Raw genomic sequence first — 20,812 nt, 5'->3', positions numbered from 1 at the left:
TTGTTGCGACGGTGAAGCTGCGCTCGTGGCAGGCCGTGAGCGCCCTAATCCGGAAAGCCGAACAGCTTGGCCGGATTGTGCACCAGGATCTTCTCCAGCGTCGACTGGTCGGGCGCGTAGCGGTACATCAACTCCAGCAGATCGGCGTCGTTGGGCGGCTGCTTGACCGAGACCGGGTGCGGCCAGTCGCTGGCCCAGACGCAGCGGTCGACTGCTGCCTCGATATAGGCACGCGCGATCGGGATGACGTCGTCGTAGGGCGGCCCGAGCTTCGAGGACTTCTCGCCGAGCGACAGCATCACCCAGAAATTGCCCTTGCCGAGCAGCTCCAGCATCTTGCGCAGGTTCGGATCGTTCCTGCCGGCTTCAGGATCGGGCCGTGCCATGTGGTCGATCAGCACGGGCACGTCGAGATTCTCGTATTTGGCGACGCTGGAGACGATGCCGTCCTTCTCGGGCTGGATCTTGACGTACCAGCCGAGCTCGCGGATGCGCGCAATCGCGCGGGCAAAATCGGCATCCGACAGCACAGCGCCGAGCTCCTGGCGGAAGCTGAAGCGCGCGCCGCGGACCCCAGCATCATGCAGCTTGGCAAGATACGAATCGTTCGCCTCGGCGAACACCAGCGCGTTGGCGCAGCCGCGATAGTTCGGGCCCATCGCGGCGAGACCGTCGAGCACGACGGCATGGTCGGCGCCATACGTCGTGGTCTGCACGATGATGCCGCGCTCGATGCCGAGCGTCTTGTGCACGCGCAGCGCCGCCTCCCAGGTCGCGGTCGGCATCCGATAGGCAGCACCGGGACGCTCCGGATATTTGTCGAGGGGGCCGAGCACGTGAAACTGGCTGTCGAGGGATTTGGGCGGCGGCCCCTTGACCGGGCGGCGCGGGTTCGGGTCGAACGGAAGATAGGTCGGCATGCGCAAAACTCCCTCAGTCGATTACGGCGGTGAAGTCGCACTGCACCAGCGCGCCGCCGTCCATGTTGTCCATCGGCAGCGCGTGGCGCGCCGGGCGCGAATGCTCGTCCGGAAACATCTTCAGCCACTCGACATTGACCGGGCCGCGCTGCGTACGGTCCTTCAGCCACACCGTCATCTTGATGATGTCGTCGGTGGTGCCGCCGGCAGCCTCGACCGTCGCCTTCATATGCGCGAACATGTTGGCACATTGCGCCTCCAGGCTCTCGGGCATCGCACCAGTCGCATCGCGGCCGAGAATGACGCCCGACATCACGAGATTGCCGATGCGGCAGGCGTTCGGAATCGGGTTGGCATGCTTGAAGCCGCCGATATGGATGCTCTTGCGCCGCGTGTGACCGGTCATGATGCGCTCCCTTTCATGTGTTGATTCAGACGAACTGGCACGACACCGAGCCGAACGCGCCATAATCGGCATGAAACGTGTCGCCGCGGCGAATGTCGACCGGACGCGTGAACGATCCCGCCAGCACCACCTCGCCGGCGGCCAGATGCTCGTCATGCGGCGCGAGGCGGTTGGCGAGCCAGGCAATGCCGTTGGCGGGATGGTTGAGCACGCCGGCGGCAAGCCCGGTTTCCTCGACCTCGCCGTTGCGGAACAACAGCGCGCCTATCCAGCGCATGTCCGCGTCCATCGGACGGAAAGGCCGGCCGCCAAGCACCAGCGCGGCGTTCGCCGCGTTGTCCGAGATCGTGTCCATGACCTTTCGCGCCTTGCCCGTTTCGGGATCGACGCGGTGCATGCGCGTCTCCAGGATCTCCAGCGCCGGGGTGACGTAGTCGGTGGCGTTGAGCACGTCGAAGATGGTGCAATCGGGCCCGCGCAGCGGCGCCTTCAGCACGAAGGCGAGCTCGACCTCGATTCGCGGCGCCTGGAAGCGGTCGAACGGAATCGGCGTGGCGTCGGCATAGAACATGTCGGCGAACAGCACGCCGTAATCGGGTTCGGAAATGCCGACCGCGTTCTGCATCGCTTTCGAGGTCAGGCCGATCTTGTGGCCCTTGATGACCCGGCCGCGTCCGAGCTGGAGTCTGGTCCAGGCGCGCTGAACGGCATAGGCATCCTCGATGCTGAAATCGGGATGGTCTTTCGAAAACATCGTGATCAGCGTCTTGGTGCGTTCGGCTTCGTCGAGCCGCGTGGCAAGACGTTCGATCGTGGCAGTATCCAGCATGACCTATTGCTCCGCCGCGACGGTGTTGCGCAGCACGCCGATGCGGCTGGATTCGACCTCGACGACGTCACCGACTTTGAGCCAGCGCGGCGGGTCGAAGCGGGCGCCGGCGCCGGTCGGCGTGCCCGTCACGATCATGTCGCCGGGCTTGAGGGTTGCGAAGGTCGAGAGATAGGAGATCAGGAAATCGAACGGGAACATCAGCCGCTCGGTGGTGTCCTGCTGCCGCACCTCGCCGTTGACGCGCGTGACGATGTCATGAGGCCCGCGCGGATCGAGCTCGTCCGCGGTGACGATCCACGGACCGATGCTGCCGGAGCGGTCGAAATTCTTGCCTTGCGTGACGTTGAACTTGCCGTGGCGGAGCCAGTCGCGGATCGTGCCCTCGTTGCACAGCGTCATGCCGAAGATGTGCGCCCAGGCCTTTTCGCGCGGAATGTGGCGGCCGCCCTGGCCAATCACGATGACGAGCTCGCCTTCATAGTCGAGCTGCTCGGAGACGTGAGGCTTCTCCAGCGGCTGGCCTGAGCCCGTCATCGAGGACATGCTGCGCACGAACAGACTGGGATATTTGGGCAGGTCAGAGCTGTCCTTATACTCCGCATTGCGCTCGGCGTAATTGACTCCGATGCACCAGAGCTTTTCCGGCGCCAGCACCGGCGGAAGCAGCACGAGCTCTTCCAGCGCGTAGTCCGGCTTTTGTCCGGCGACGGCTTCCTGCGCGTCGGCCAGCGCGTTGGCTGCGATCAGCGCCCTGACATCGGAGAAGTCGCGGCCGATCCGCCGGGTCAGATCAACGACGCCGCCTTCCATGACGGCACCGTAGCGCGGCTCTCCGTCCACGAGATAGCTTAGGAGTCGCATGGTCGTTCTCCAATGGTCTTGGGGCGCGCGCGGGGGCGGCGCGCTCAGTCTTTCGATTTGGGAGTCTGGAACACGCCGTGCAGCGTCACGATCTCGCCGAGCCGGGCGTAGCGCGGCCCGCCGATGCGCGCGATCGGATCGAGCGCGACGGTTTCGACCTTGCCGTCGTTCACGAGGCCGTCGCGGAGGTGGAACATCACGACTTCGCCCACGATGAGACGGCTGCGGGCGTCGCCGAATTCGAGGCACTGCCGAAAGCGGCACTCCATCGCAACGGGTGCAACGCTGAGCCGCGGCACCTTGATGCGCTCGCTCGGGAGCGTCTCAAGGCCGAGCTCCGCGACCTCGCTGATCTCGGGCGGATGCTCGACCGATGAGTCGTGCACCGCCTGCATCAGCGGGGTATCGGCGATGTGGATCACGTATTCCTCGGTATCGAGGATGTTATGCGCGGTGTCCTTGTAGTCCGCGCCCTTGCGGCCGACGCTGATCGCGAGCATCGGCGGCTTCTGCGAGACGAAGGTGAAGGCGCTGAACGGCGCGAGTTTGAGCACGCCTGCGCGCGACAGGCTCGTCACCCAGGCGATCGGACGCGGCACCACGATGCCGGTCATCAGCCGGTAGATGCGCTCGGCGCCGAGCTCGCTGGGGTCGATCCGCATCGATCAATCCGCCTTGATGTTGGCCTTGCGCACGATCGGAATCCATTTGGCGTCCTCGCGCGCGAGATAGGCCTTGAATTCGTCGGGCGTCATCGCGACGGCTTCACCGCCGAGCTTCTCGAACTTGTCGACCACGGCGGGGTCCTTCAGGATCGCGGTCAGTGCCTCGTGCAGCTTGTCGATCACGGGCGCCGGCGTGCCTGCCGGTGCGAACAGGCCGGTGAAGGTCTGGCCGTCAAAATCCTTGTAACCAAGCTCGGCGAAGGTCGGCACGTCGGGCAGCGACTTCAGGCGGTGCGGGCTGGTGACGGCCAGCGCCCGGAACAGACCGGCCTTGATGTGCTGCAGGCTGACCGTGAGCTGGTCGAACGCGAACTGCACCTGCCCGCCCAAGAGATCGTTGACGGCAGGCGCATTGCCGCGATAATGCGCGGTGACCCATTGCAGGTCGAGGCTGGACTGCATCAGCTCGCTGAGCAGATGATTGGTGGTGCCGGGGCCGGGCGAGGCCATCGTCAGCTTGCCCGGCTCGCGCTTGGCGAGGTCGATGAATTCCTTGAAGGTGGTCGCCTGCACCGACGGATGCACCTCGAGCACCAACGACGTCATCGAGATCGTCGTGATCGGCAGGAAGTCCTTCTTCCAATTGTAGGCGTCGCGCTTGTTGATTTCGGTCGCGAACAGCACCGGGCCGTTGGCGCCGACGAACAGCGTGTAGCCGTCGGGCGCGGATTTCGCGAACGCCTCGCCCGCGATCATGCCGCCGGCGCCCGCCTTGTTCTCGATGATGAAGGGCTGGCCGAGCTTTTCCTGGAGCTTGTCCGCGATGATGCGCGCGGCGCTATCGACATTGCCGCCGGCCGGATAGGGCACGATCAGCTTGACGTTGCGCGCCGGCCATTGCTGGCCCGACGCCGGTCCCGTCAACATCGCCGCTGCGGCAGCTAGGGCAATCCAGATTAATCGCATGTTAACCTCCCGGCGGCGCTTCCAATTTTACGTCGATTTGCCTGACGTCGTACACGGCATGTCGATTCGGAGCGCAATCTCCAGATGGGCGCTTTACCTGTCGAGTGAATTGTGGCGTTCTCGTCCATATTATGGACAAGACGACTTCCGCGAAATCCACCCGCCGCATCACGGGACCGCGACAGGGCGCGCAGGCGATCCGGCGCGCGCTCGCGGTGCTGCGCATCCTTGCCGCAGGCCGCGAAGACGGCGTGCTGCTGGCCGAGGTGGTGCGGGCGACCGGCCTCACCCGCCCGACCGTGCACCGCATCGTCCACGTGCTGATCGAGGAAGGCATCGTCGAACGGCATGACCGGACCGGCCGCTACGCGATCGGCAACCAGGTGCCGGAGCTCGCGCTCGCACGGCCTCGGCCGTCGCGGCTGCTGATCGCGGCAAATCCGTCGCTGCAACGCGCCTCGGCCGAGATCGGCGACACGCTGTTCCTGACGGTGCGGACCGGCAACGACACGCTGTGCGTTGATCGCCGGATTGGCGTCTATCCGATCCAGGTGCTGTCGATCGAGGTCGGCGCGCGCCGACCGCTCGGCGTCTCCAGCGCAGGCGTCGCCATCCTCGCCGCGATGCCGGCGCAGGACGCGCGAAAAATCGTCGCAGCCAACGAGAAGAGACTGGAGGCCTACCGGACCGATGTTGCGACGGTGCTGGGCCAGGTCACCGCCGCAAGACGGCTGGGATACGGCATGAGGGAAATTGGTCTCGTGCAGGGTACGAAGTCGATCTCGACCTGGATCGAGACCCCGGACGGCCGTCCCGCTGCCGCGATGACCGTCTCCGCCGTTCGCACCAGGCTCGGCCCACGACGCGAACAGGAGGTCGCGGAGATCCTGCTGCGGGAGGCGCGGATCATCGAGCAGGCGATCCGGGGTTAGACAACGCTGTCAATGGGCTGACGCAGCGCGCCATTTTATGGCACAAGAGCCGCCTCCGCCGACCGAGCAACGAGGCCCCGCATGCCCGCGCCAAAACCGCCTGCCTTCGAGACCCTGAGCCTGCATGCGGGCCAGCATCCGGATCCCGCGACCGGCGCCCGCGCGGTGCCGATCTACCAGACCACGTCCTACGTGTTCCAGGATTCCGATCACGCCGCCGCGCTGTTCAATCTCGAACGCGCCGGCCACATCTATACGCGCATCTCCAATCCGACCACCGGCGTGCTGGAAGAACGGCTTGCGGCGCTGGAAGGCGGCGTCGGCGCGATCTGCACCGCGAGCGGCATGGCGGCGCTGCATCTGGCCATCGCCACGCTTCTGAACGCCGGCGACCATATCGTGGCATCGAGCTCGCTCTATGGCGGCACCATCAATTTGCTGGCGCACACGCTGCCGCGCTTCGGCATCACCACAACGTTCGTCAAGCCGCGCGATCTCGACGCGTTCCGCGCGGCGATCAAGCCGAACACGAAGCTGATGATCGGCGAGACCATCGGCAATCCCGGGCTCGAGGTGCTGGACATTCCGAAAGTCGCTTCGATCGCGCATGACGCGAAGATTCCGCTGCTGATCGACAACACCTTTGCCACGCCCTATCTCAGCCGTCCGATCGAGCTCGGCGCCGACATCGTCATGCATTCGGCGACCAAATGGATCGGCGGCCACGGCATCGCGATCGGCGGCGCCATCGTCGACGGCGGTCGTTTTGACTGGCGCTCATCCGGAAAATTCGGCGTGCTGACCGAGCCCTATGGCGGCTATCACGGCATCGTCTTCGACGAGCAGTTCGGCACCGCCGCCTTCATCATGCGCGCGCGTACCGAAGGCCTGCGCGATTTCGGCGCTTGTCTATCCCCGACCAACGCGTTCCAGCTGTTGCAGGGCGTCGAGACGCTCGGGGTGCGCATGGACCGCCATATGCAAAACACCCAGCTCGTGCTGGAAGCACTGAAGTCCAACAAGGCCGTGGATTGGGTGCTGCATCCCTCGCTGGAAGATCATGCGGACTACCAGCTCGCAAAACAATTGCTGCCGCGCGGCGCCGGCTCGATCGTCTCCTTCGGCATCAAGGGCGGGCGGCCCGCCGGCCGCAAGTTCATCGAATCGCTGCGCATGATCAGCCATCTCGCCAATGTCGGCGACGCCAAGACGCTGGTGATCCACCCCGCCTCGACCACACACCAGCAGATGGACGCCGAGCAGCTCAAGGCCTCCGGCATCGGCGAGGAGCTGGTGCGACTCTCGGTCGGCATCGAGACCGCAAGCGACATCGTCGACGATCTCACCCAAGCGCTGCGCATCTCGCAAAAGGTCTGACACCATGAAGCTCTCCGTCAACGGCGCCGAGGTGCTGGTCGCAACCGGCGGCCGCGACTTCGACAGATCCCTGCCCGCGGTCGCCTTCCTCCACGGCGCCGGCTTCGATCATTCGACCTGGGCGCTGCACACGCGCTGGTTCGCCCATCATGGCTTTGGCGTGCTGGCGCCGGATCTGCCCGGCCACGGCCGCTCGCCCGGACCTTCGCTCGGCAGCATCGCCGAGATGGCCGACTGGACGGCGGCCCTGCTCAATGCGGCCGGAGTGACGAAAGCGCATCTGATCGGCCATTCCATGGGCTCGCTGATCTCGCTGGAGACGGCCGCACGTCACCCCGACAAGGTTTCCGCGCTCAGCCTGATCGGCACGGCCGCGACCATGACGGTCGGCCCGGATCTGCTGAAGGCGGCCGAAGCCAATTCGCAGGATGCAAACGACATGGTCTCGATCTGGGGCCTCGGCTTCAACGCCGAGCTCGGTGGCAGCCTCGCACCGGGCCTGTGGATGCATGGCGGGGCGCAGGCCGTATTGAAACACTGCGAGCCGGGCGTGCTGTTCCGGGATTTGTCGGCCTGCAATGCTTACGCGAATGCGCTGCAAGCAGCCGCAAGCGTGAAGGTGCCCACGACGCTCATCCTCGGCGAACGGGACATGATGACGCCGGTGAAGGCCGGCAAGGCACTTGCCGCCGCGATCCCGCATGCGAAGACCGTCGTGGTGCCCGGCGCGGGCCACATGATCATGGCCGAACGCCCGGATGAGTTGTTGGCTGCGCTCCGGAACTGACAGGATCAATCATCCATCTTGCGCGTTGCGGTCAGATATCCCTGTGAAGATCGAGGGAACAGGACCCATGCCAAGACAGGAAGTCATTCGCAAAGCCAGGCAAGACAAGCGTGCCGGTAAATCGGCAAGCACGCAGGCCGGCGAATTCGTCAAGGACCAGATCGACAAGATCCGCAAGGGCAAGCATGGCGCCCGCTCGACGAAGCAGGCCATTGCCATCGGTCTCTCCGAAGCGCGCCGCGCCGGCATCGATCTGCCGCCACCGCGCAAGGAAAGCGTCAAGAAATCGACGCGACGCAGCGCCAAATATGCCTACGAGGTCGGTCAGGGCAAGCGCACCCCGAAGCGCCGGCCGCGCGTGTCGCAAGCAGTCGAAAAGGTTTTGAAGAAGGAGCCGCGCTCGACCGCCTCGCGCAGTGCACTGTCGAAGCAGGGCAAACGTGCCGCGAGCCGGCGAACGGCCGCGTCGCGTTCAGCCGCCGCGCGCAAGGCGAGCCGCACCAAGGGCGCCAAGGCCCGCTCCAGCGCCGCAAAGAAGGCGGCACGCACCAGGGCGCGCCGCCGGAGCTGATCAGTTCGCGCGCCGGCCCCGCTCGGAGAATACCGCACGGGCGGCGCGCTCCGCCTCGCGCGCCGAGCGGAACTGGCGGCCTTCGAGGCTGTCGAACAGACGCTCGGAGGAGAAGAAGCGGAAGCCGCGCGTATCCCTCGTGACGATGCCGGCGGCGCGGTCGTGGATCTCGATGACGTAGGCATTCGATTGAGTTCGGGACATGACTGCTCGTCCGCCGGGTCTCGGCGTTCCTGTCTTTGGATTCTTGGGATTTGCTGGGTGAGGTGCTGCTAGGAGGCGGCGGTCAGCAACAACAACATGCGCCGGTGGCCGCCGAGAAACAGCGGCGCGTCATGCACGCATGCATGTCATTGTTACTGCGCGGGTGATCGGTTCTCATATCGCGGCTTCGGCTCGAAGGAGCAGTGTCGATGCGTCGAATATCGAGCGTTTAGCGCGAACGGTCAATGAAATGTCTATCCATAATTGCGATGAGCGCGCAGGGGCGCGTCTCCGGGTGCGAGCGCCGACAAACGAATTCATCTCGCGATGAGTTCTTCCTTCTCCCCTTGCGGGAGAAGGTGGCGCGAAGCGCCGGATGAGGGGTTTGCCTCCGCGAATCCTCAAGAGAGTCGCACGCGGAGAGAGACCTCACCCGTCTCGCCGCTACGCGGCGAGCCACCCTCTCCCGCAAGGGGAGAGGGGAAGAACGAACTCACCACATCGTCGCGGCCGCACGCTCCGGCCAGGCGCGATCATACTCCGCGCCGCCGACCTTGTTCTCGCTCATCTCGGCGAGGATCTGGCCGGGCGTCGGCAGCGTCTTGGGGTCGATGCGCTTGTCGGGATTCCAGAGATCGGAGCGGACGATGGCGCGGGCGCACTGGAAGTAAATTTCGTCGACCGTCATCACCATGACGCTGCGCGGCGCCTTGCCGTCGACCTTGAACGAGGCCAGCAATTCGGAATCGATGGACAGATGCGCCCGGCCATTGGCCCGAACCGCATTTCCGGAGCCGGGGATCAGGAACATCAGCGATACCCTGGGATCGCGCACGATGTTGCGCAAGGAATCGACCCGGTTGTTGCCGCGGCGATCCGGCAGCATCAGCGTCTTCGGGTCATGAATGCGGACGAAGCCGGAGAGATCGCCGCGCGGCGAGCAGTCGATCCCCTCGGGTCCGATGGTAGCGAGCGCGGCGAACGGCGCCTTTTCGATGAAGACGCGATAGAGCGGGGTGACGTGGTCGGCGACTTTCACGATCGATGCGTCGTTGGTGACGCCGTAGATGGCCTCCAGCTGCTCGACCGTTTCGATCACCGACATTCCAGTCTCCTTGTTGTGCGGGCTATTCGTGCCAGCCCTGGTTCCTGATCACGCGCAGAAGCTGGCGGCCGTGATACTCAGCGCTGCCGGCGTTGAGGATGGTGACGTCGGCCTGAGTCGATGCGTCGTCGACGCTGCGCGTCAGCCGTTCCGCGATATTGCCGTCGCTGTGCCGGGCGCGAGCGGCAAGCCGCTGCGCCAGCACATCCGGAGGCGCCGTGATCGCGACCACCACGACGTTTGCATAGGTCTGGCGCAGCACGCCGATCACCGTGCGCGAAACATTGGCCACGACGGCGCGTCCGGCACGAATATCGTCGTTGAGGTCGAGCGGCAGCGCGTAACAATGCCCATGCGCCTCCCAATGCACGGCGAATTCGCCATGCTCGCGCGCGCGACGGAATTCGTCAGGGCTCACCGCAATATTGTCTTCGTCGGCCGAGGATTCCCGCGTCACGACACGGCGCGGGAAGACGATGTCGTGATCCTCGATGCAGGCTGCCCGCGCCAGCCGCAGCAGCGTGTCCTTGCCGGCACCGCTGGGACCGACCACGAGCACGAGCCGCCCGGGCCCGATCGCACCCGTTGTCTTTCCCGCCACGGTGACGGCCTCGCTCATGCGACACGGCTTCCTTCGCGCCAGACGCTGCGGACCGCGGGGACGCGGCCCGCGACATGCACGCGGATCAGATCGGCACGCTTGCCGATCGCGATCTCGCCGCGGTCGGACAGGCCGACTGCCTCCGCGGGCGCCTTCGTCACGGTGCGGATCGCCGCCGGAAGAGTGATGGCGGGCACGTGCTCGGGCAAGTGCAGCGCGGCCATCAGAAGGCTCGAGGGGATGTAGTCCGACGACAGGATGTCGAGCAGGCCCTCGCGGGCGAGATCGACCGCGGCGATATTGCCGGAATGCGAGCCGCCGCGCACGACGTTCGGCGCGCCCATCAGGATGTCGATGCCGGCCTCGTGCAGGCCGCGCGCGGCCTCCAGCGTGGTCGGAAATTCCGCCACCGAAACGCCATCGCGCACGGCGTCCACGACGTTCTCCTCAGTGGTGTCGTCATGGCTCGCCAGCGGGATCTTGTACTTGTGGGCCAGCGCCACGATCTCGCGCATGTTGGTCGCGGCATAGGCCTTCTGATATTCGAAGCGCTTCGCGAACAGCTCGTCGAGCTCGGCGTCGGTCTTGCCGCCGCCCTTACCGCGATAATAGTCGCGCAGCTTGCCTTCGTCCCGGAACTGGCGCTGGCCGGGGGTGTGGTCCATCACCGACATCAGCCGCACGTCGGGACGGTCGATCAGCTCCCTGGCCTCCTCGACCACGCTCGGCATCGGGATTTCGCAGCGCAGATGCAGGAAGTGATCGGCGCGGAGCAGGTCAGCATCGCGAGCGGTCGTGATTGCGGCGGCAAGCGTGCCGGCGCGGCCGTCGACTTCCTCGGCGCCATCCTCGCGCCAGACCCGGAGCGAGTCGAACACCGTCGTGATGCCTGATGTCGCGAGCTGGCCGTCATAGGAGACGACGGCGGCGACTGGATTCCAGAACACTTTTGGTCGCGGCACGTAATGCGCCTCGAGGTGATCGGTGTGGAGCTCGATCAAGCCGGGCATGATCAGATCGCCGCCGGCATCCTCTGCCCCCGCGGGCGCCCTGCCCTCGCCGATCTCGGCAATGCGTCCATCGGCGAGGGCAAGCCAGCCCTGCTCGATCACCCGTTCCGCCAGCACGATCCTGGCGTTGGCGATCACGATGTCCTTCTTGGCGTTCATGTCCATTTCCTTCAGGCCGCGGCGGCGAAGCTGGTGACGTCGACGGTGCGGTCGGCAATCTGATGACGGATTTCGTCGTCATGGACAATGGCGACCATGGCGACGCCCTGGCGCTTCTTTTCGGCTACCAGCCCGACCACGACGGCGCGGTTGGCGGCGTCGAGCGACGCGGTCGGCTCGTCGAGCAGCAGGATCGGCAGATCCGAGATGAAGCCGCGCGCGATGTTGACGCGCTGCTGCTCGCCGCCGGAAAAGGTCGCGGGCGGAAGCTGCCAGAGCCGCTCGGGGATGTTGAGGCGATGCAACAGTTCGCCAGCACGGGCTTGCGCCTCCGCGCGCGCCAGGCCGTTGACGATCAGCGGCTCGGCGACCACGTCGAGGGTCGCGACGCGCGGCACCGCGCGCAAGAACTGGCTGACATAGCCAATGGTCGCGCGGCGGATGTTGAGAACCTGCCGCGGCTCGGCGGTGGCGAGATCGACCAGCGCGCCGCGATGGTGGATGCCGATCCGGCCGGAATCGCAACGATAATTGCCGAAGATCATCTTCAGGATCGACGATTTTCCGGCGCCTGATGGCCCCGACAGCACGACGCATTCGCCGGGATTGACGTGAAAGGTCACGCCGCGCACCACGGGCAGCTCGATGCCACCTTGCAGGTGCATCGTGAAGGTCTTGTTGGCGTCGGCGATGTCGATCATGGCGGTCATTGGAGAACTCTTCTTGCAAGGCTCATTACGTTGGAAGGCTCATGGCGGCAGGATCGAGGAGACGAGCAGCTGGGTATAGGGCTCGCGGGGGTCGTCGAGCACCTGATCGGTGAGGCCGGTCTCGATGACTCGGCCGCCCTTCATGACCATGACCCGATGCGACAGCAGGCGCGCGACCGCGAGATCATGGGTGACGATGATGACCGCGAGATGCAGCTCCGCGACCAGGCTGCGCACGAGGTCGAGCAGACGGGCTTGCACGGAAACATCGAGGCCGCCGGTCGGCTCGTCCATGAACACCAGCCGCGGCTCGGTGACGAGGTTGCGGGCGATCTGGAGCCGCTGGCGCATGCCGCCGGAATAGGTCCGCGGCGCATCGTCGATGCGCGCGATGTCGATCTCGACGCGAGTCAGCCAGTCCGACGCGGTATCGCGGATGCGGCCGTAGTGATTCCACCCCACCGCCATCAGCCGCTCGCCGACATTGGCGCCGGCCGAGACGGTCATGCGCAGCCCCTGCGCGGGATCCTGATGAACGAAGCCCCAATCGGTACGAAACAGGAAGCGCCGCTCGGCCTCGCCCAGCGTGGTGAGATCGCGGGTGACGCCATCGCGCATCCGGTAGGACACCTCACCGCCGCTGGCCGCGAGCTGACCCGACAGCAGCTGCAGCAGCGTCGATTTGCCCGAGCCGGATTCGCCGACGATCGCCAGCACCTCGCCGGGGTAGAGCGCAAAGGACACGTCGCGGCACGCCGCGATCCGGCCATAGGACTTACTGAGGGATTTTGCGACCAGCAGCGGCTCGTCGTTCTCGAGCATGTCTTGATCAGCCATTCGATGCCTCCTGCGCCTTGTCCTTGTACGGCGCGGCGCTGAGGCTGCCGTGATGGCCGGCGGCCTGACGTCCCTCGCAATAATCGGTGTCGGAGCAGACGAACATGCGCCCGCCCTTGTCGTCGGTCACGATCTCGTCGAGGTAGGAATTTTCAGCGGCGCACAACGCGCACGGCGCGTTGAAGCGGTACGGCTCGAAGGGATGGTCCTCGAAGTCGAGCGACACAACTTGCGTATAGGGCGGGATCGCATAGATGCGCTTCTCGCGGCCGGCGCCGAACAGTTGCAGCGCCGGGCAATTGTCCATCTTGGGATTGTCGAATTTGGGCGTCGGCGACGGGTCCATCACGTAGCGCGCATTGATCTTCACCGGATAGGCGTAAGCCGTCGCGATGTGGCCGAAGCGGGCGATGTCCTCGTAGAGCTTCACATGCATCAGGCCGTATTCGGCGAGCGCGTGCATGCGCCGCGTCTCCGTCTCGCGCGCCTCGAGGAAGCGCAGCGGCTCCGGGATCGGCACCTGGTAGACCAGCACCTGATTTGCGTGTAGCGACGTCTCCGGAATGCGGTGGCGGGTCTGGATCACGGTCGCATCGATCGTCGCCGTCGTCGTGGCGACGCCGGCGGTCTTGGCAAAGAACTTCCTGATCGAGATCGCATTGGTGGTGTCGTCGGAGCCCTGGTCGATCACCTTCAGCACGTCCTCGGGCCCGAGGATCGCGGCCGTCACCTGCACGCCGCCGGTGCCCCAGCCATAGGGCATCGGCATTTCACGGCTGGCGAACGGCACCTGATAGCCGGGGATCGCGATCGCCTTGAGGATCGCGCGGCGGATCATCCGCTTGGTCTGTTCGTCGAGATAAGCGAAATTGTAGGCGGGCGCGTTCATTCCGCGGCCTCCTTCATGGCATCGGGCGCATTGGCCTCAGTGAATTCCTTCCGCAGCTTGCGCAACAGGCCGAGCTCAGACTGGAAGTCGACATAATGCGGTAGCTTCAGATGCTCGACGAAGCCGGTAGCCTGGACGTTGTCCGAATGCGACATCACGAATTCTTCGTCTTGCGCGGGGGCGAGTGCCTCTTCGCCGAGCTCGCGCGCACGCAACGCGCGGTCGACCAGCGCCATCGACATCGTCTTGCGCTCGCTCTGGCCGAAGGCGAGGCCATAGCCGCGGGTGAAGCACGGCGCCTCCGTCGCGGAGCCCTTGAACTGATTGACCATCTGACACTCGGTGAGCTCGATCGAGCCGAGCGGCACGGCGAAGCCGACGTCTTCCGCGGAGAATTCAACCTCGACCTCACCGAAGCGAATCTCGCCGGCGAAGGGATGGTTGCGGCCGTAGCCGCGCTGGGTGGAATAGCCCATCGCCAGCAGAAAACCTTCGTCGCCACGCGCGAGATTTTGCAGGCGCAGGTCACGATCGGCGGGAAAATTGAGCGGCTCGCGAGTGAGATCGCCGACGCTGGCGCCGTCCTTAGCCTGAGGCGAGGATTCGATCAGCCCGTCGCGGCCGAGGATGTCGGTCACCCGCGGGGTTGGCGCAGACGATGCTTCGGCCGTCGCCGGTGTCTCCGGCACAAAGCCCTCGGCGAGCGAGGGATCGAGCAGGCGGTGGGTATAGTCGAAGGTCGGGCCGAGGATCTGGCCGCCGGGAATGTCCTTGAAGGTCGAGGACACCCGCCGCCGTATCCGCATCGCGCCGGTCTCGACCGGCTCGCTGGCGCCGAAGCGGGGCAGCGTCGCGCGGAAGGCGCGGACCAGGAAGATCGCCTCGATCAGATCGCCGCGCGCCTGCTTGATGGCGAGCGCCGCGAGCTCGCGGTCATAGAGCGAGCCTTCGCTCATGACGCGGTCCACGGCGAGACCAAGCTGCTCGGAGATCTGGTCGAGCGAGATTTCCGGAACGCTTTGGTCGCCACGCCGCGCACTGGCGAGCAGGCGATGGGCGTTCTCGATGGCGCGTTCGCCGCCTTTGACTGCGACATACATGCTTAGCTTCCCCTGCTCACGATACGCGTGGTGCGCGGGATCGCAACCATGGCGTCATCGGCGACCAGCACCACATCGATACCGCGCGGAAACAGCGCCTCGTTAATACGAAGTCGCTCGAACACGTCGAACGGCTTGATCGACGCCTGGAGCGTGGCGACGCCGTCGATGCCGGGCCCGCGCAGCTCGAAGCTGCGTCCCGAATCGAGACTCTCGACCTGCAGGATCAACGTGGTCGACCGATCCGGATATTCGCTGGTGCCGAGCGCGAAGCGCTCCAGCGAAGGCAGCGCCCCGCCGTCGCTGATCAGCGCGAAGCTGGCGATGGAAGAATCCTGCACCACCGGCGCACCAGTATGGAATTTCAGCCATTTCACGACGTCGGAAGTCTCATGCATGCGCGCATCGAGCCAGAGCGGCGTGTCGTGATCGAACAGCGTCAGCGCGATCGCGGCCGTCCCGCGCATCATCACACGAGGCGCTCCTGATGTCGGCACGATGCGCTGCACCGATCCCGGCCGCGCCATCGCGTCCATGACCGAGCGAAAGGTCGATTGCGCCGACAAGACCTTATCGGCGAACCCCGGCGGCAGTTCCGCAATCGTGGTCATGATCTCACCCCTCACCGCGCACCATGGTGTAGAAATCAACCTTCGTCGCGGCGGTCTGGGCCGCCACCTGCTTGCGCCTGACCATCAGCTGCTCACGCAACGGCGCGATAATGTCCCGCTCCACCGCGGCGCCGAAATCGCTGGACTGCACCAGGGCATCGCACAGCGCGATCAGCCGCGCCTTCTCGCCGTCGCGGCCGAGCGTGTAGCCGAAACCGACCTCGCCGCTCGCAAGCCGCACCGCGGCGCGCGACACCGTGGCTTCACCGAGGTTGAACGGCGCACCATCGCCGCCGACCCGGCCGCGCAGCATGACGAGGCCGTTTTCCGGCGCGCGCAGATCCTGATGCGCCGGCAAAGCGAGAGCGTGGAGGCGAGCGGCGATCTCGCCCGCCTCCGCGTGCGCCAGCACGGACATTGCGGCCTTGCGCTGGGCTTGCTGATTATTGTGCTGGGTCACCGCATCCACCGACTTCTCTGCAGAACTTGCCGAATCCAAGTTGTCTATGATACTAGACAACTTGATACGGGAGCGCCATGACTGTTTCGTGACAAAGGCGTGATTTCTGGAGTAGCTTCCCGGCCACATGAGCATGCAGGACACAGCCTCCTCCGGCGTCGCGTTGTGGCGCCTCGTTGCCGACGGCATCGAGCGCGGCATCGCCGACGGCCGCTTTGCGGCGGGCGACAAGCTGCCGGGCGAGGTGGAGATCGCCGAAACCTATCGCGTCAACCGCCACACCGTGCGACGCGCGCTGGCCGCGCTTGCCGAGCGCGGCATCGTGCGGGCAGAACGCGGCAGCGGAACCTATGTCGAGGCGCAGAAGCTCGCTTATCCACTGCGCTCGCGGACCCGTTTCTCCGAGATCGTCGGCGCGGACGGCCGCGAACCGCATGGCCGGCTGATCGAGGCGTCCGCTGACGTTGCGACCCGCGAACTCGCGCGGGAGCTTGGCCTCAAGACCGGCGCACCGCTGGTCCGGATCGAGGCGATGCGCCTCGCCGACCGCACGCCGATCTGTGTCTCCACGACGTGGCTATCGGCACAGCTATTCCCCGCTGCGGGCGACGTCTTTGCCGCGACCCGCTCGATGACGAAATTGCTCGAGCATTACGGCGTCCGGGACTATCGCCGCGGCGCGACCCGGATCACCGCCGGTATCGTCGACGCAACCGACGCCGCACGGCTCGATCTGGCGCTGGGACGGCCGATCCTGGTGGTCGACGCCACCGATCACGATCTCGACGGCAAGCCGCTGGTCACCAAGCATTCGCGCTTTGCGGCGGAGCGGGTGGAATTTCTGGTGGAGAACGGGTGAACTGGCTGCCCTCTGCCCCTCTCCCCTTGCGGGAGAGGGTGGCTCGCCGCGCTAGCGGCGAGACGGGTGAGGGGTTGCCTCCGCGCACTGATCTGAATTGAGGATGCAGACCCCTCATCCGGCGCTTCGCGCCACCTTCTCCCACAAGGGGAGAAGGAAGAAGGTTACGCCACCGCCCGCCGCCCGATAATCGCAAAACGCAATTTGCCCGAAACGAAATCGATCGCGGCGACTGCGACCAGGATCATCAGGATCAGGAACGACACCTTCTGCCATTCCAGCACGCGGATCTGCTCGGCGAGCTGGAGGCCGATGCCGCCGGCGCCGACGATGCCGATGATGGTGGCCGAGCGCGTATTCGACTCGATGAAATAGAGCACCTGCCCGGCAATCACGGGCAGGACCTGCGGCAGCAGGCCGAAGCGAATCTCGTGCAGCGCGCTACCGCCGGAGGCGCGGATGCCCTCGACCTGCTTCTGGTCGGCGCCCTCGATCGCCTCCGAGAACAGTTTTCCAAACGCGCCGAAATCCGACACGGCAATAGCGAGCACGCCGGCAAACGGGCCGAGCCCGACCACGTTGATCCACACCAGCGCCCAGATCAGCGTGTCGACTCCGCGGATTGAATCCAGGAAGCGCCGCACCGGAAACCGCAAAATCCTCGACGGCACCACATTGCGCGCGGCAAGAAGACTGACCGGCAGCGCGAAGACCGCGGCCAGCGTCGTGCCGAGCAGCGCAATCGACAGCGTCTCGCCCAGCGCCTTCAGATAGACCGGCAGCGACGAGCCGGGATCCGGCGGGATCATCATCAGGCTGATCCAACCGAGCTGGCTGAGCCCCGCGAACAACCGCGACGGCGAGAAGTCGAGATCGATGAGGCCATAAATCAGAACCGCGAGCGCCGCGACGATCATCGCCGGCATCGGGAGCCGCGCCGAAGCCGGCCGGTCGAACACATCAGGGTAGCGCGCGCGAAGCGCTGATGTGTCAATGTCCTGCGGCCCCGTCACGTCCGCGCCTCCTTGCCGAACAGGCGGCCGCGCAGCCAGCCGGTGCTGATGTCGATAATGAAAACCGTGACGATGATGGTGAGCAGGATGGCGCTGACGTCCGAGTAGTAGAACTTGCGGATGGCGACGACGAGCTCCTGGCCGATGCCGCCGGCACCGACGAAGCCCATCACGGAGGCCTCGCGGACGTTGATCTCGAAACGCAGCAGCGCGTAGCTGGCATAGCCCGCCGTGACCTGCGGCAGGATGGCGAAGCGCATGCAGGACAGCCAGCTCGCGCCGGTCGAGCGGACGCCTTCGACCGGTTTCATGTCGGCGTTCTCGACGATCTCCGAGAACAGCTTTCCAAGCGCGCCGGTGGAGTGAATCGCGATCGCCAGCACGCCCGCCATCGGCCCCAGCCCGAAGGCGATCACGAAGATCAGGGCAAACACGATGCCGGGGACCGTGCGGGCGAATTCGAGCAGGCGCCGCACGACGAAGCGCAACCACGGCGCGGGCGAGGTGTTTTCAGCCGCAAAGAAGTTCAGGCAAAACGCAAAAGTCGCGCCGATCAGCGTGCCGACATAGGAGATCAGCAAAGTCTCGCCCAGCATCCTCAGCCATTTGCGCCAGCCCCACAGCCACTCGCCGACATCGGTCCAGACCCGCTGGCCGGTGTCGAGTGTGAGGATGCGGTCGAAATAGCTGATGAAGTTGCCAAAGTGGGCGAACAGCGTGCGCAGATTCACTTCAGCGCCGATCGCGGCCAGACACAGTGCTGCGGCGAAGATCACGGCTCCAGACAGGATTCGGAGCCGCTTGCGCGCCACCGCCTGGCGATAGGCGGCGTTGAGCACGGCGAGCTGTTGCTCGGGGAGGATCGAAACCGCGACGGTCATCTTGGCCAGGAAAATGGTCAATCAAAGAGAAAGAGCCGGGTCCATCGACCCGGCTCCAGTGGCATCGTCCCGAAACTCAGGACGCCTTCTTCTTACGCAGCGCATCGACGAACTTGATCAGCTCGATCGTGCCATCCCAATCCTTGGTGGTCGCGGGATGAAAACCCTTCTTCTGGCCGTCCTGGAGGCGATGGAACGCAGCCTTGTCCTTGGCCGGCGCGTCGAAGAACGCCTTGGCGATGGCGGCCTTGGCCTCTTCCGGCAGGTCAGAATTGTAGGCATAGGGGCCGTTGATGATCGGCGCCGACTTGTGGATGATGCGGAAATCATCCTTCTTCATCGCCGAGCCATCGGCATTCTTCAGCATGCCCTTGGTCAGCATCTGCGCTAATGTCGAGTCGTTGTCGCTGGTCCACTGGTTGGCCGCGACGTCGACCGTGCCCTGCGCCAGCGCCAGGATCGCGTTCTCGTGGCTTCCGGTGAAGACGACCTTGCTGAAATAGGTGTCGGCGTCCGCGATGCCCATCTTGTCGAGCTCGAAGCGCGGCACGTTGTTGCCGGAGGTCGAGTTCGGGTCGACCAGGCCGAGGTTCTTGCCCTTGAGCTGGTCGATGCTCTTGTAGGCGCTGCTCGCCTTGACGAAGAACACCGAGTAATAACCGGTGGAGCCGTCGGAGTTGATGTCGTTGGCGAAGGCGTCGGTCTTGACGCCGGTCAGGCGGGCGCGGGCGAACGAGGCCGAGCCGTAGCTCGCGATGTGAATGTTGCCGGCACGCTGGCCTTCGATTACGGCAGCGTAGTCGTTGGCGATGCGCAGCGTGACTTTCACGCCCAATTCCCTGGAGAGATAGCTCATGAACGGCGCCCAGCGCTCGGTCACGCCCGAGGCGTTTTCCGCCGGAATGACCGCGAAGGTCAGCTCGGGATATTTGGCTTTCCAGTCTTCGGCGGAGGCCGAAGTCGTCAACGCGAGCGCGGCGGCGCCGGCGAGAATCAATCTGCGAGTAATCATGATAGCCTCTTCATTGGTTGAGGTCGGTTGACGCAAAATTGGTAAGTCCTGATGCGGCGCAGCTCAGGCGGCGGCCGCCGTTCCAAGCGCCGGAATGCCCTGTCGCACCGGTGCAGGCGTGCCGCCCATGACTTCGGCGGCTTCGAGATCGTAGAGCTCGCGCGCCACGTGGTCGGTCAACTCGGCCGGCGCGCCGTCGAACACCACGCGGCCCTGCGCCATGCCAATCAGGCGGTCGCAATAGCTGCGCGCCAGGTCGAGCGAATGCAGATTGCAGAGCACCGTGATGCCGAAGTGCTTGTTGATGCGCAGCAGCGCATCCATGACGATCTTGGTGTTGCGCGGATCGAGCGAGGCGATCGGCTCGTCGGCGAGGATGATGTCGGGCTGCTGCACCAGCGCGCGGGCAATCGCGACGCGCTGCTGCTGGCCGCCGGAGAGCTGATCGGCGCGCTGGGCCGCGAGCGGGGCAATGTCGAACTGTTCGAGCGCGGACATCGCCAGCGCCCTGTCCTGCTCGGGCCAGGTCTGCGACAGCGAGCGCCAGGCCGGCATCGTCGCAAGCCGTCCCATCAGGACGTTGGTGAGCACATCGAGCCGGCCCACCAGATTGAACTGCTGAAAGATCATCGCCGAGCGCGCCCGCCACTGCCGCAGCTCCTTGCCGCGCAGCGCCGTGACGTCGAGGCCGTCGAACAGGATGCGGCCCTGTGCAGGGGTCGCGAGACGGTTGATGGTGCGCAGCAGGGTCGACTTGCCGGCGCCGGAGCGTCCGATCACGCCGACGAAGCCGCCGGGAGAGACTTGAAACGAGGCGTCGTCCACCGCGGCTTTCACGCCGAAGCGACACGTCAGACCTTCAACCACCAGCATGCAGGGCTCCAGAGTAGCTGGGACCCACCGCTAACGCCGGCGCTTGACACTTGTGTGACACGGACGTTGCGGTGCGGCGATCCTACACACCTCATCTCCTGTTCATCCCCTGTCATGGCGTCGTCATGACATTGTCATCAAGCCGCTCGAAGAGAAACGCCCGCCCTCTCG

25 protein-coding genes are annotated in these 20,812 nt (G+C 65.3%); 5 read left to right on the top strand and 20 right to left on the bottom strand.

Annotated features, from left to right (window positions below; translation table 11 throughout):
* Positions 1–44 precede the first annotated feature (44 nt).
* The 6 genes from IVA93_RS02685 to IVA93_RS02660 are packed head-to-tail and all read right to left on the bottom strand — an operon-like array spanning position 45 to position 4,650.
* On the bottom strand, positions 45–920 hold the full coding sequence (locus IVA93_RS02685) for an amidohydrolase family protein (protein WP_018453095.1): 876 nt from the start codon (positions 918–920) through the stop codon (positions 45–47).
* A 13-nt stretch (positions 921–933) separates the two neighbouring features.
* A complete protein-coding gene (locus tag IVA93_RS02680) occupies positions 934–1,326 on the bottom strand; it encodes a RidA family protein (protein ID WP_018453094.1) in 393 nt (130 codons plus the stop codon).
* A 25-nt stretch (positions 1,327–1,351) separates the two neighbouring features.
* Entirely contained in the window at positions 1,352–2,155 is an 804-nt protein-coding gene (gene hpaH / locus IVA93_RS02675; protein ID WP_018453093.1) for a 2-oxo-hept-4-ene-1,7-dioate hydratase, read from the bottom strand.
* Between the two features lie 3 nt (positions 2,156–2,158).
* Positions 2,159–3,019: a fumarylacetoacetate hydrolase family protein gene (locus tag IVA93_RS02670; protein ID WP_018453092.1), complete on the bottom strand. Its 861-nt coding sequence runs from the start codon at positions 3,017–3,019 to the stop codon at positions 2,159–2,161.
* 44 nt (positions 3,020–3,063) lie between these two features.
* Complete coding sequence (locus IVA93_RS02665; protein WP_247789653.1) at positions 3,064–3,681, bottom strand: flavin reductase family protein; 618 nt, start codon at positions 3,679–3,681, stop codon at positions 3,064–3,066.
* 3 nt (positions 3,682–3,684) lie between these two features.
* Positions 3,685–4,650: a Bug family tripartite tricarboxylate transporter substrate binding protein gene (locus tag IVA93_RS02660; protein ID WP_026232459.1), complete on the bottom strand. Its 966-nt coding sequence runs from the start codon at positions 4,648–4,650 to the stop codon at positions 3,685–3,687.
* 131 nt (positions 4,651–4,781) lie between these two features.
* Between IVA93_RS02660 and IVA93_RS02655 the strand changes: the two genes are divergently transcribed.
* The 4 genes from IVA93_RS02655 (at position 4,782) to IVA93_RS02640 (ending at position 8,317) form a co-directional block, all read left to right on the top strand.
* Entirely contained in the window at positions 4,782–5,582 is an 801-nt protein-coding gene (locus IVA93_RS02655; RefSeq protein ID WP_247337567.1) for an IclR family transcriptional regulator, read from the top strand.
* A gap of 81 nt (positions 5,583–5,663) precedes the next feature.
* A complete protein-coding gene (locus IVA93_RS02650) occupies positions 5,664–6,959 on the top strand; it encodes an O-acetylhomoserine aminocarboxypropyltransferase (protein WP_018453089.1) in 1,296 nt (431 codons plus the stop codon).
* A gap of 4 nt (positions 6,960–6,963) precedes the next feature.
* Complete coding sequence (locus IVA93_RS02645) at positions 6,964–7,746, top strand: alpha/beta fold hydrolase (protein WP_018453088.1); 783 nt, start codon at positions 6,964–6,966, stop codon at positions 7,744–7,746.
* Between the two features lie 67 nt (positions 7,747–7,813).
* Positions 7,814–8,317: a DUF6496 domain-containing protein gene (locus IVA93_RS02640; protein WP_018453087.1), complete on the top strand. Its 504-nt coding sequence runs from the start codon at positions 7,814–7,816 to the stop codon at positions 8,315–8,317.
* Here IVA93_RS02640 and IVA93_RS02635 read toward each other — a convergent pair whose 3' ends face one another.
* The 10 genes from IVA93_RS02635 to phnG all read right to left on the bottom strand — a co-directional run bounded on the left by IVA93_RS02635 (position 8,318) and on the right by phnG (position 16,012).
* The gene (locus tag IVA93_RS02635) at positions 8,318–8,521 is read right to left on the bottom strand and encodes a hypothetical protein (protein ID WP_018453086.1); all 204 of its coding nucleotides are present in this window, start codon (positions 8,519–8,521) and stop codon (positions 8,318–8,320) included. It abuts the gene before it with no gap.
* 493 nt (positions 8,522–9,014) lie between these two features.
* Positions 9,015–9,626 (bottom strand): pyridoxamine 5'-phosphate oxidase family protein, encoded by a 612-nt coding sequence (locus IVA93_RS02630; RefSeq protein WP_247299239.1) that lies wholly within the window; start codon positions 9,624–9,626, stop codon positions 9,015–9,017.
* Between the two features lie 22 nt (positions 9,627–9,648).
* On the bottom strand, positions 9,649–10,245 hold the full coding sequence (gene phnN / locus IVA93_RS02625; protein WP_018453085.1) for a phosphonate metabolism protein/1,5-bisphosphokinase (PRPP-forming) PhnN: 597 nt from the start codon (positions 10,243–10,245) through the stop codon (positions 9,649–9,651).
* Positions 10,242–11,396 (bottom strand): alpha-D-ribose 1-methylphosphonate 5-triphosphate diphosphatase, encoded by a 1,155-nt coding sequence (locus IVA93_RS02620; protein WP_247539622.1) that lies wholly within the window; start codon positions 11,394–11,396, stop codon positions 10,242–10,244. Before IVA93_RS02620 ends, phnN begins: the two co-directional genes overlap by 4 nt.
* Positions 11,397–11,407: 11 nt before the next feature.
* Complete coding sequence (gene phnL / locus IVA93_RS02615; protein WP_018453083.1) at positions 11,408–12,106, bottom strand: phosphonate C-P lyase system protein PhnL; 699 nt, start codon at positions 12,104–12,106, stop codon at positions 11,408–11,410.
* 39 nt (positions 12,107–12,145) lie between these two features.
* Positions 12,146–12,943 (bottom strand): phosphonate C-P lyase system protein PhnK, encoded by a 798-nt coding sequence (gene phnK / locus IVA93_RS02610; RefSeq protein WP_018453082.1) that lies wholly within the window; start codon positions 12,941–12,943, stop codon positions 12,146–12,148.
* A complete protein-coding gene (locus tag IVA93_RS02605; RefSeq protein ID WP_018453081.1) occupies positions 12,936–13,832 on the bottom strand; it encodes an alpha-D-ribose 1-methylphosphonate 5-phosphate C-P-lyase PhnJ in 897 nt (298 codons plus the stop codon). Before IVA93_RS02605 ends, phnK begins: the two co-directional genes overlap by 8 nt.
* Positions 13,829–14,932 carry a carbon-phosphorus lyase complex subunit gene (locus IVA93_RS02600; protein WP_247789651.1) on the bottom strand — a complete coding sequence of 368 codons (1,104 nt, stop codon included), beginning with the start codon at positions 14,930–14,932 and terminating at the stop codon, positions 13,829–13,831. The genes IVA93_RS02605 and IVA93_RS02600 overlap by 4 nt, the downstream gene beginning before the upstream one ends.
* A gap of 2 nt (positions 14,933–14,934) precedes the next feature.
* Entirely contained in the window at positions 14,935–15,543 is a 609-nt protein-coding gene (phnH, locus tag IVA93_RS02595; protein WP_018453079.1) for a phosphonate C-P lyase system protein PhnH, read from the bottom strand.
* 4 nt (positions 15,544–15,547) lie between these two features.
* Positions 15,548–16,012: a phosphonate C-P lyase system protein PhnG gene (gene phnG / locus IVA93_RS02590; protein WP_018453078.1), complete on the bottom strand. Its 465-nt coding sequence runs from the start codon at positions 16,010–16,012 to the stop codon at positions 15,548–15,550.
* A 118-nt stretch (positions 16,013–16,130) separates the two neighbouring features.
* Between phnG and phnF the strand changes: the two genes are divergently transcribed.
* Entirely contained in the window at positions 16,131–16,862 is a 732-nt protein-coding gene (gene phnF / locus IVA93_RS02585; RefSeq protein ID WP_018453077.1) for a phosphonate metabolism transcriptional regulator PhnF, read from the top strand.
* A 164-nt stretch (positions 16,863–17,026) separates the two neighbouring features.
* Here the strand turns inward: phnF and phnE (IVA93_RS02580) are convergent, their stop codons facing one another.
* From phnE (IVA93_RS02580) to phnC, 4 genes are all read right to left on the bottom strand, one after another.
* Positions 17,027–17,875, bottom strand: coding sequence for a phosphonate ABC transporter, permease protein PhnE (gene phnE, locus IVA93_RS02580; protein WP_026232457.1), 849 nt, complete (start codon positions 17,873–17,875; stop codon positions 17,027–17,029).
* Positions 17,872–18,756 carry a phosphonate ABC transporter, permease protein PhnE gene (gene phnE, locus IVA93_RS02575; RefSeq protein WP_026232456.1) on the bottom strand — a complete coding sequence of 295 codons (885 nt, stop codon included), beginning with the start codon at positions 18,754–18,756 and terminating at the stop codon, positions 17,872–17,874. The genes phnE (IVA93_RS02580) and phnE (IVA93_RS02575) overlap by 4 nt, the downstream gene beginning before the upstream one ends.
* 76 nt (positions 18,757–18,832) lie before the next feature.
* The gene (gene phnD, locus IVA93_RS02570; RefSeq protein WP_026232455.1) at positions 18,833–19,768 is read right to left on the bottom strand and encodes a phosphonate ABC transporter substrate-binding protein; all 936 of its coding nucleotides are present in this window, start codon (positions 19,766–19,768) and stop codon (positions 18,833–18,835) included.
* A gap of 63 nt (positions 19,769–19,831) precedes the next feature.
* Complete coding sequence (phnC, locus tag IVA93_RS02565) at positions 19,832–20,641, bottom strand: phosphonate ABC transporter ATP-binding protein (RefSeq protein ID WP_018453073.1); 810 nt, start codon at positions 20,639–20,641, stop codon at positions 19,832–19,834.
* Positions 20,642–20,812: the final 171 nt, after the last annotated feature.

Origin of the sequence: Bradyrhizobium sp. 155, assembly GCF_023101105.1 — a bacterium.
Classification (GTDB): Bacteria; Pseudomonadota; Alphaproteobacteria; order Rhizobiales; family Xanthobacteraceae; genus Bradyrhizobium; species Bradyrhizobium canariense_D.
This window is presented reverse-complemented; position numbering and strand designations above follow the sequence as displayed.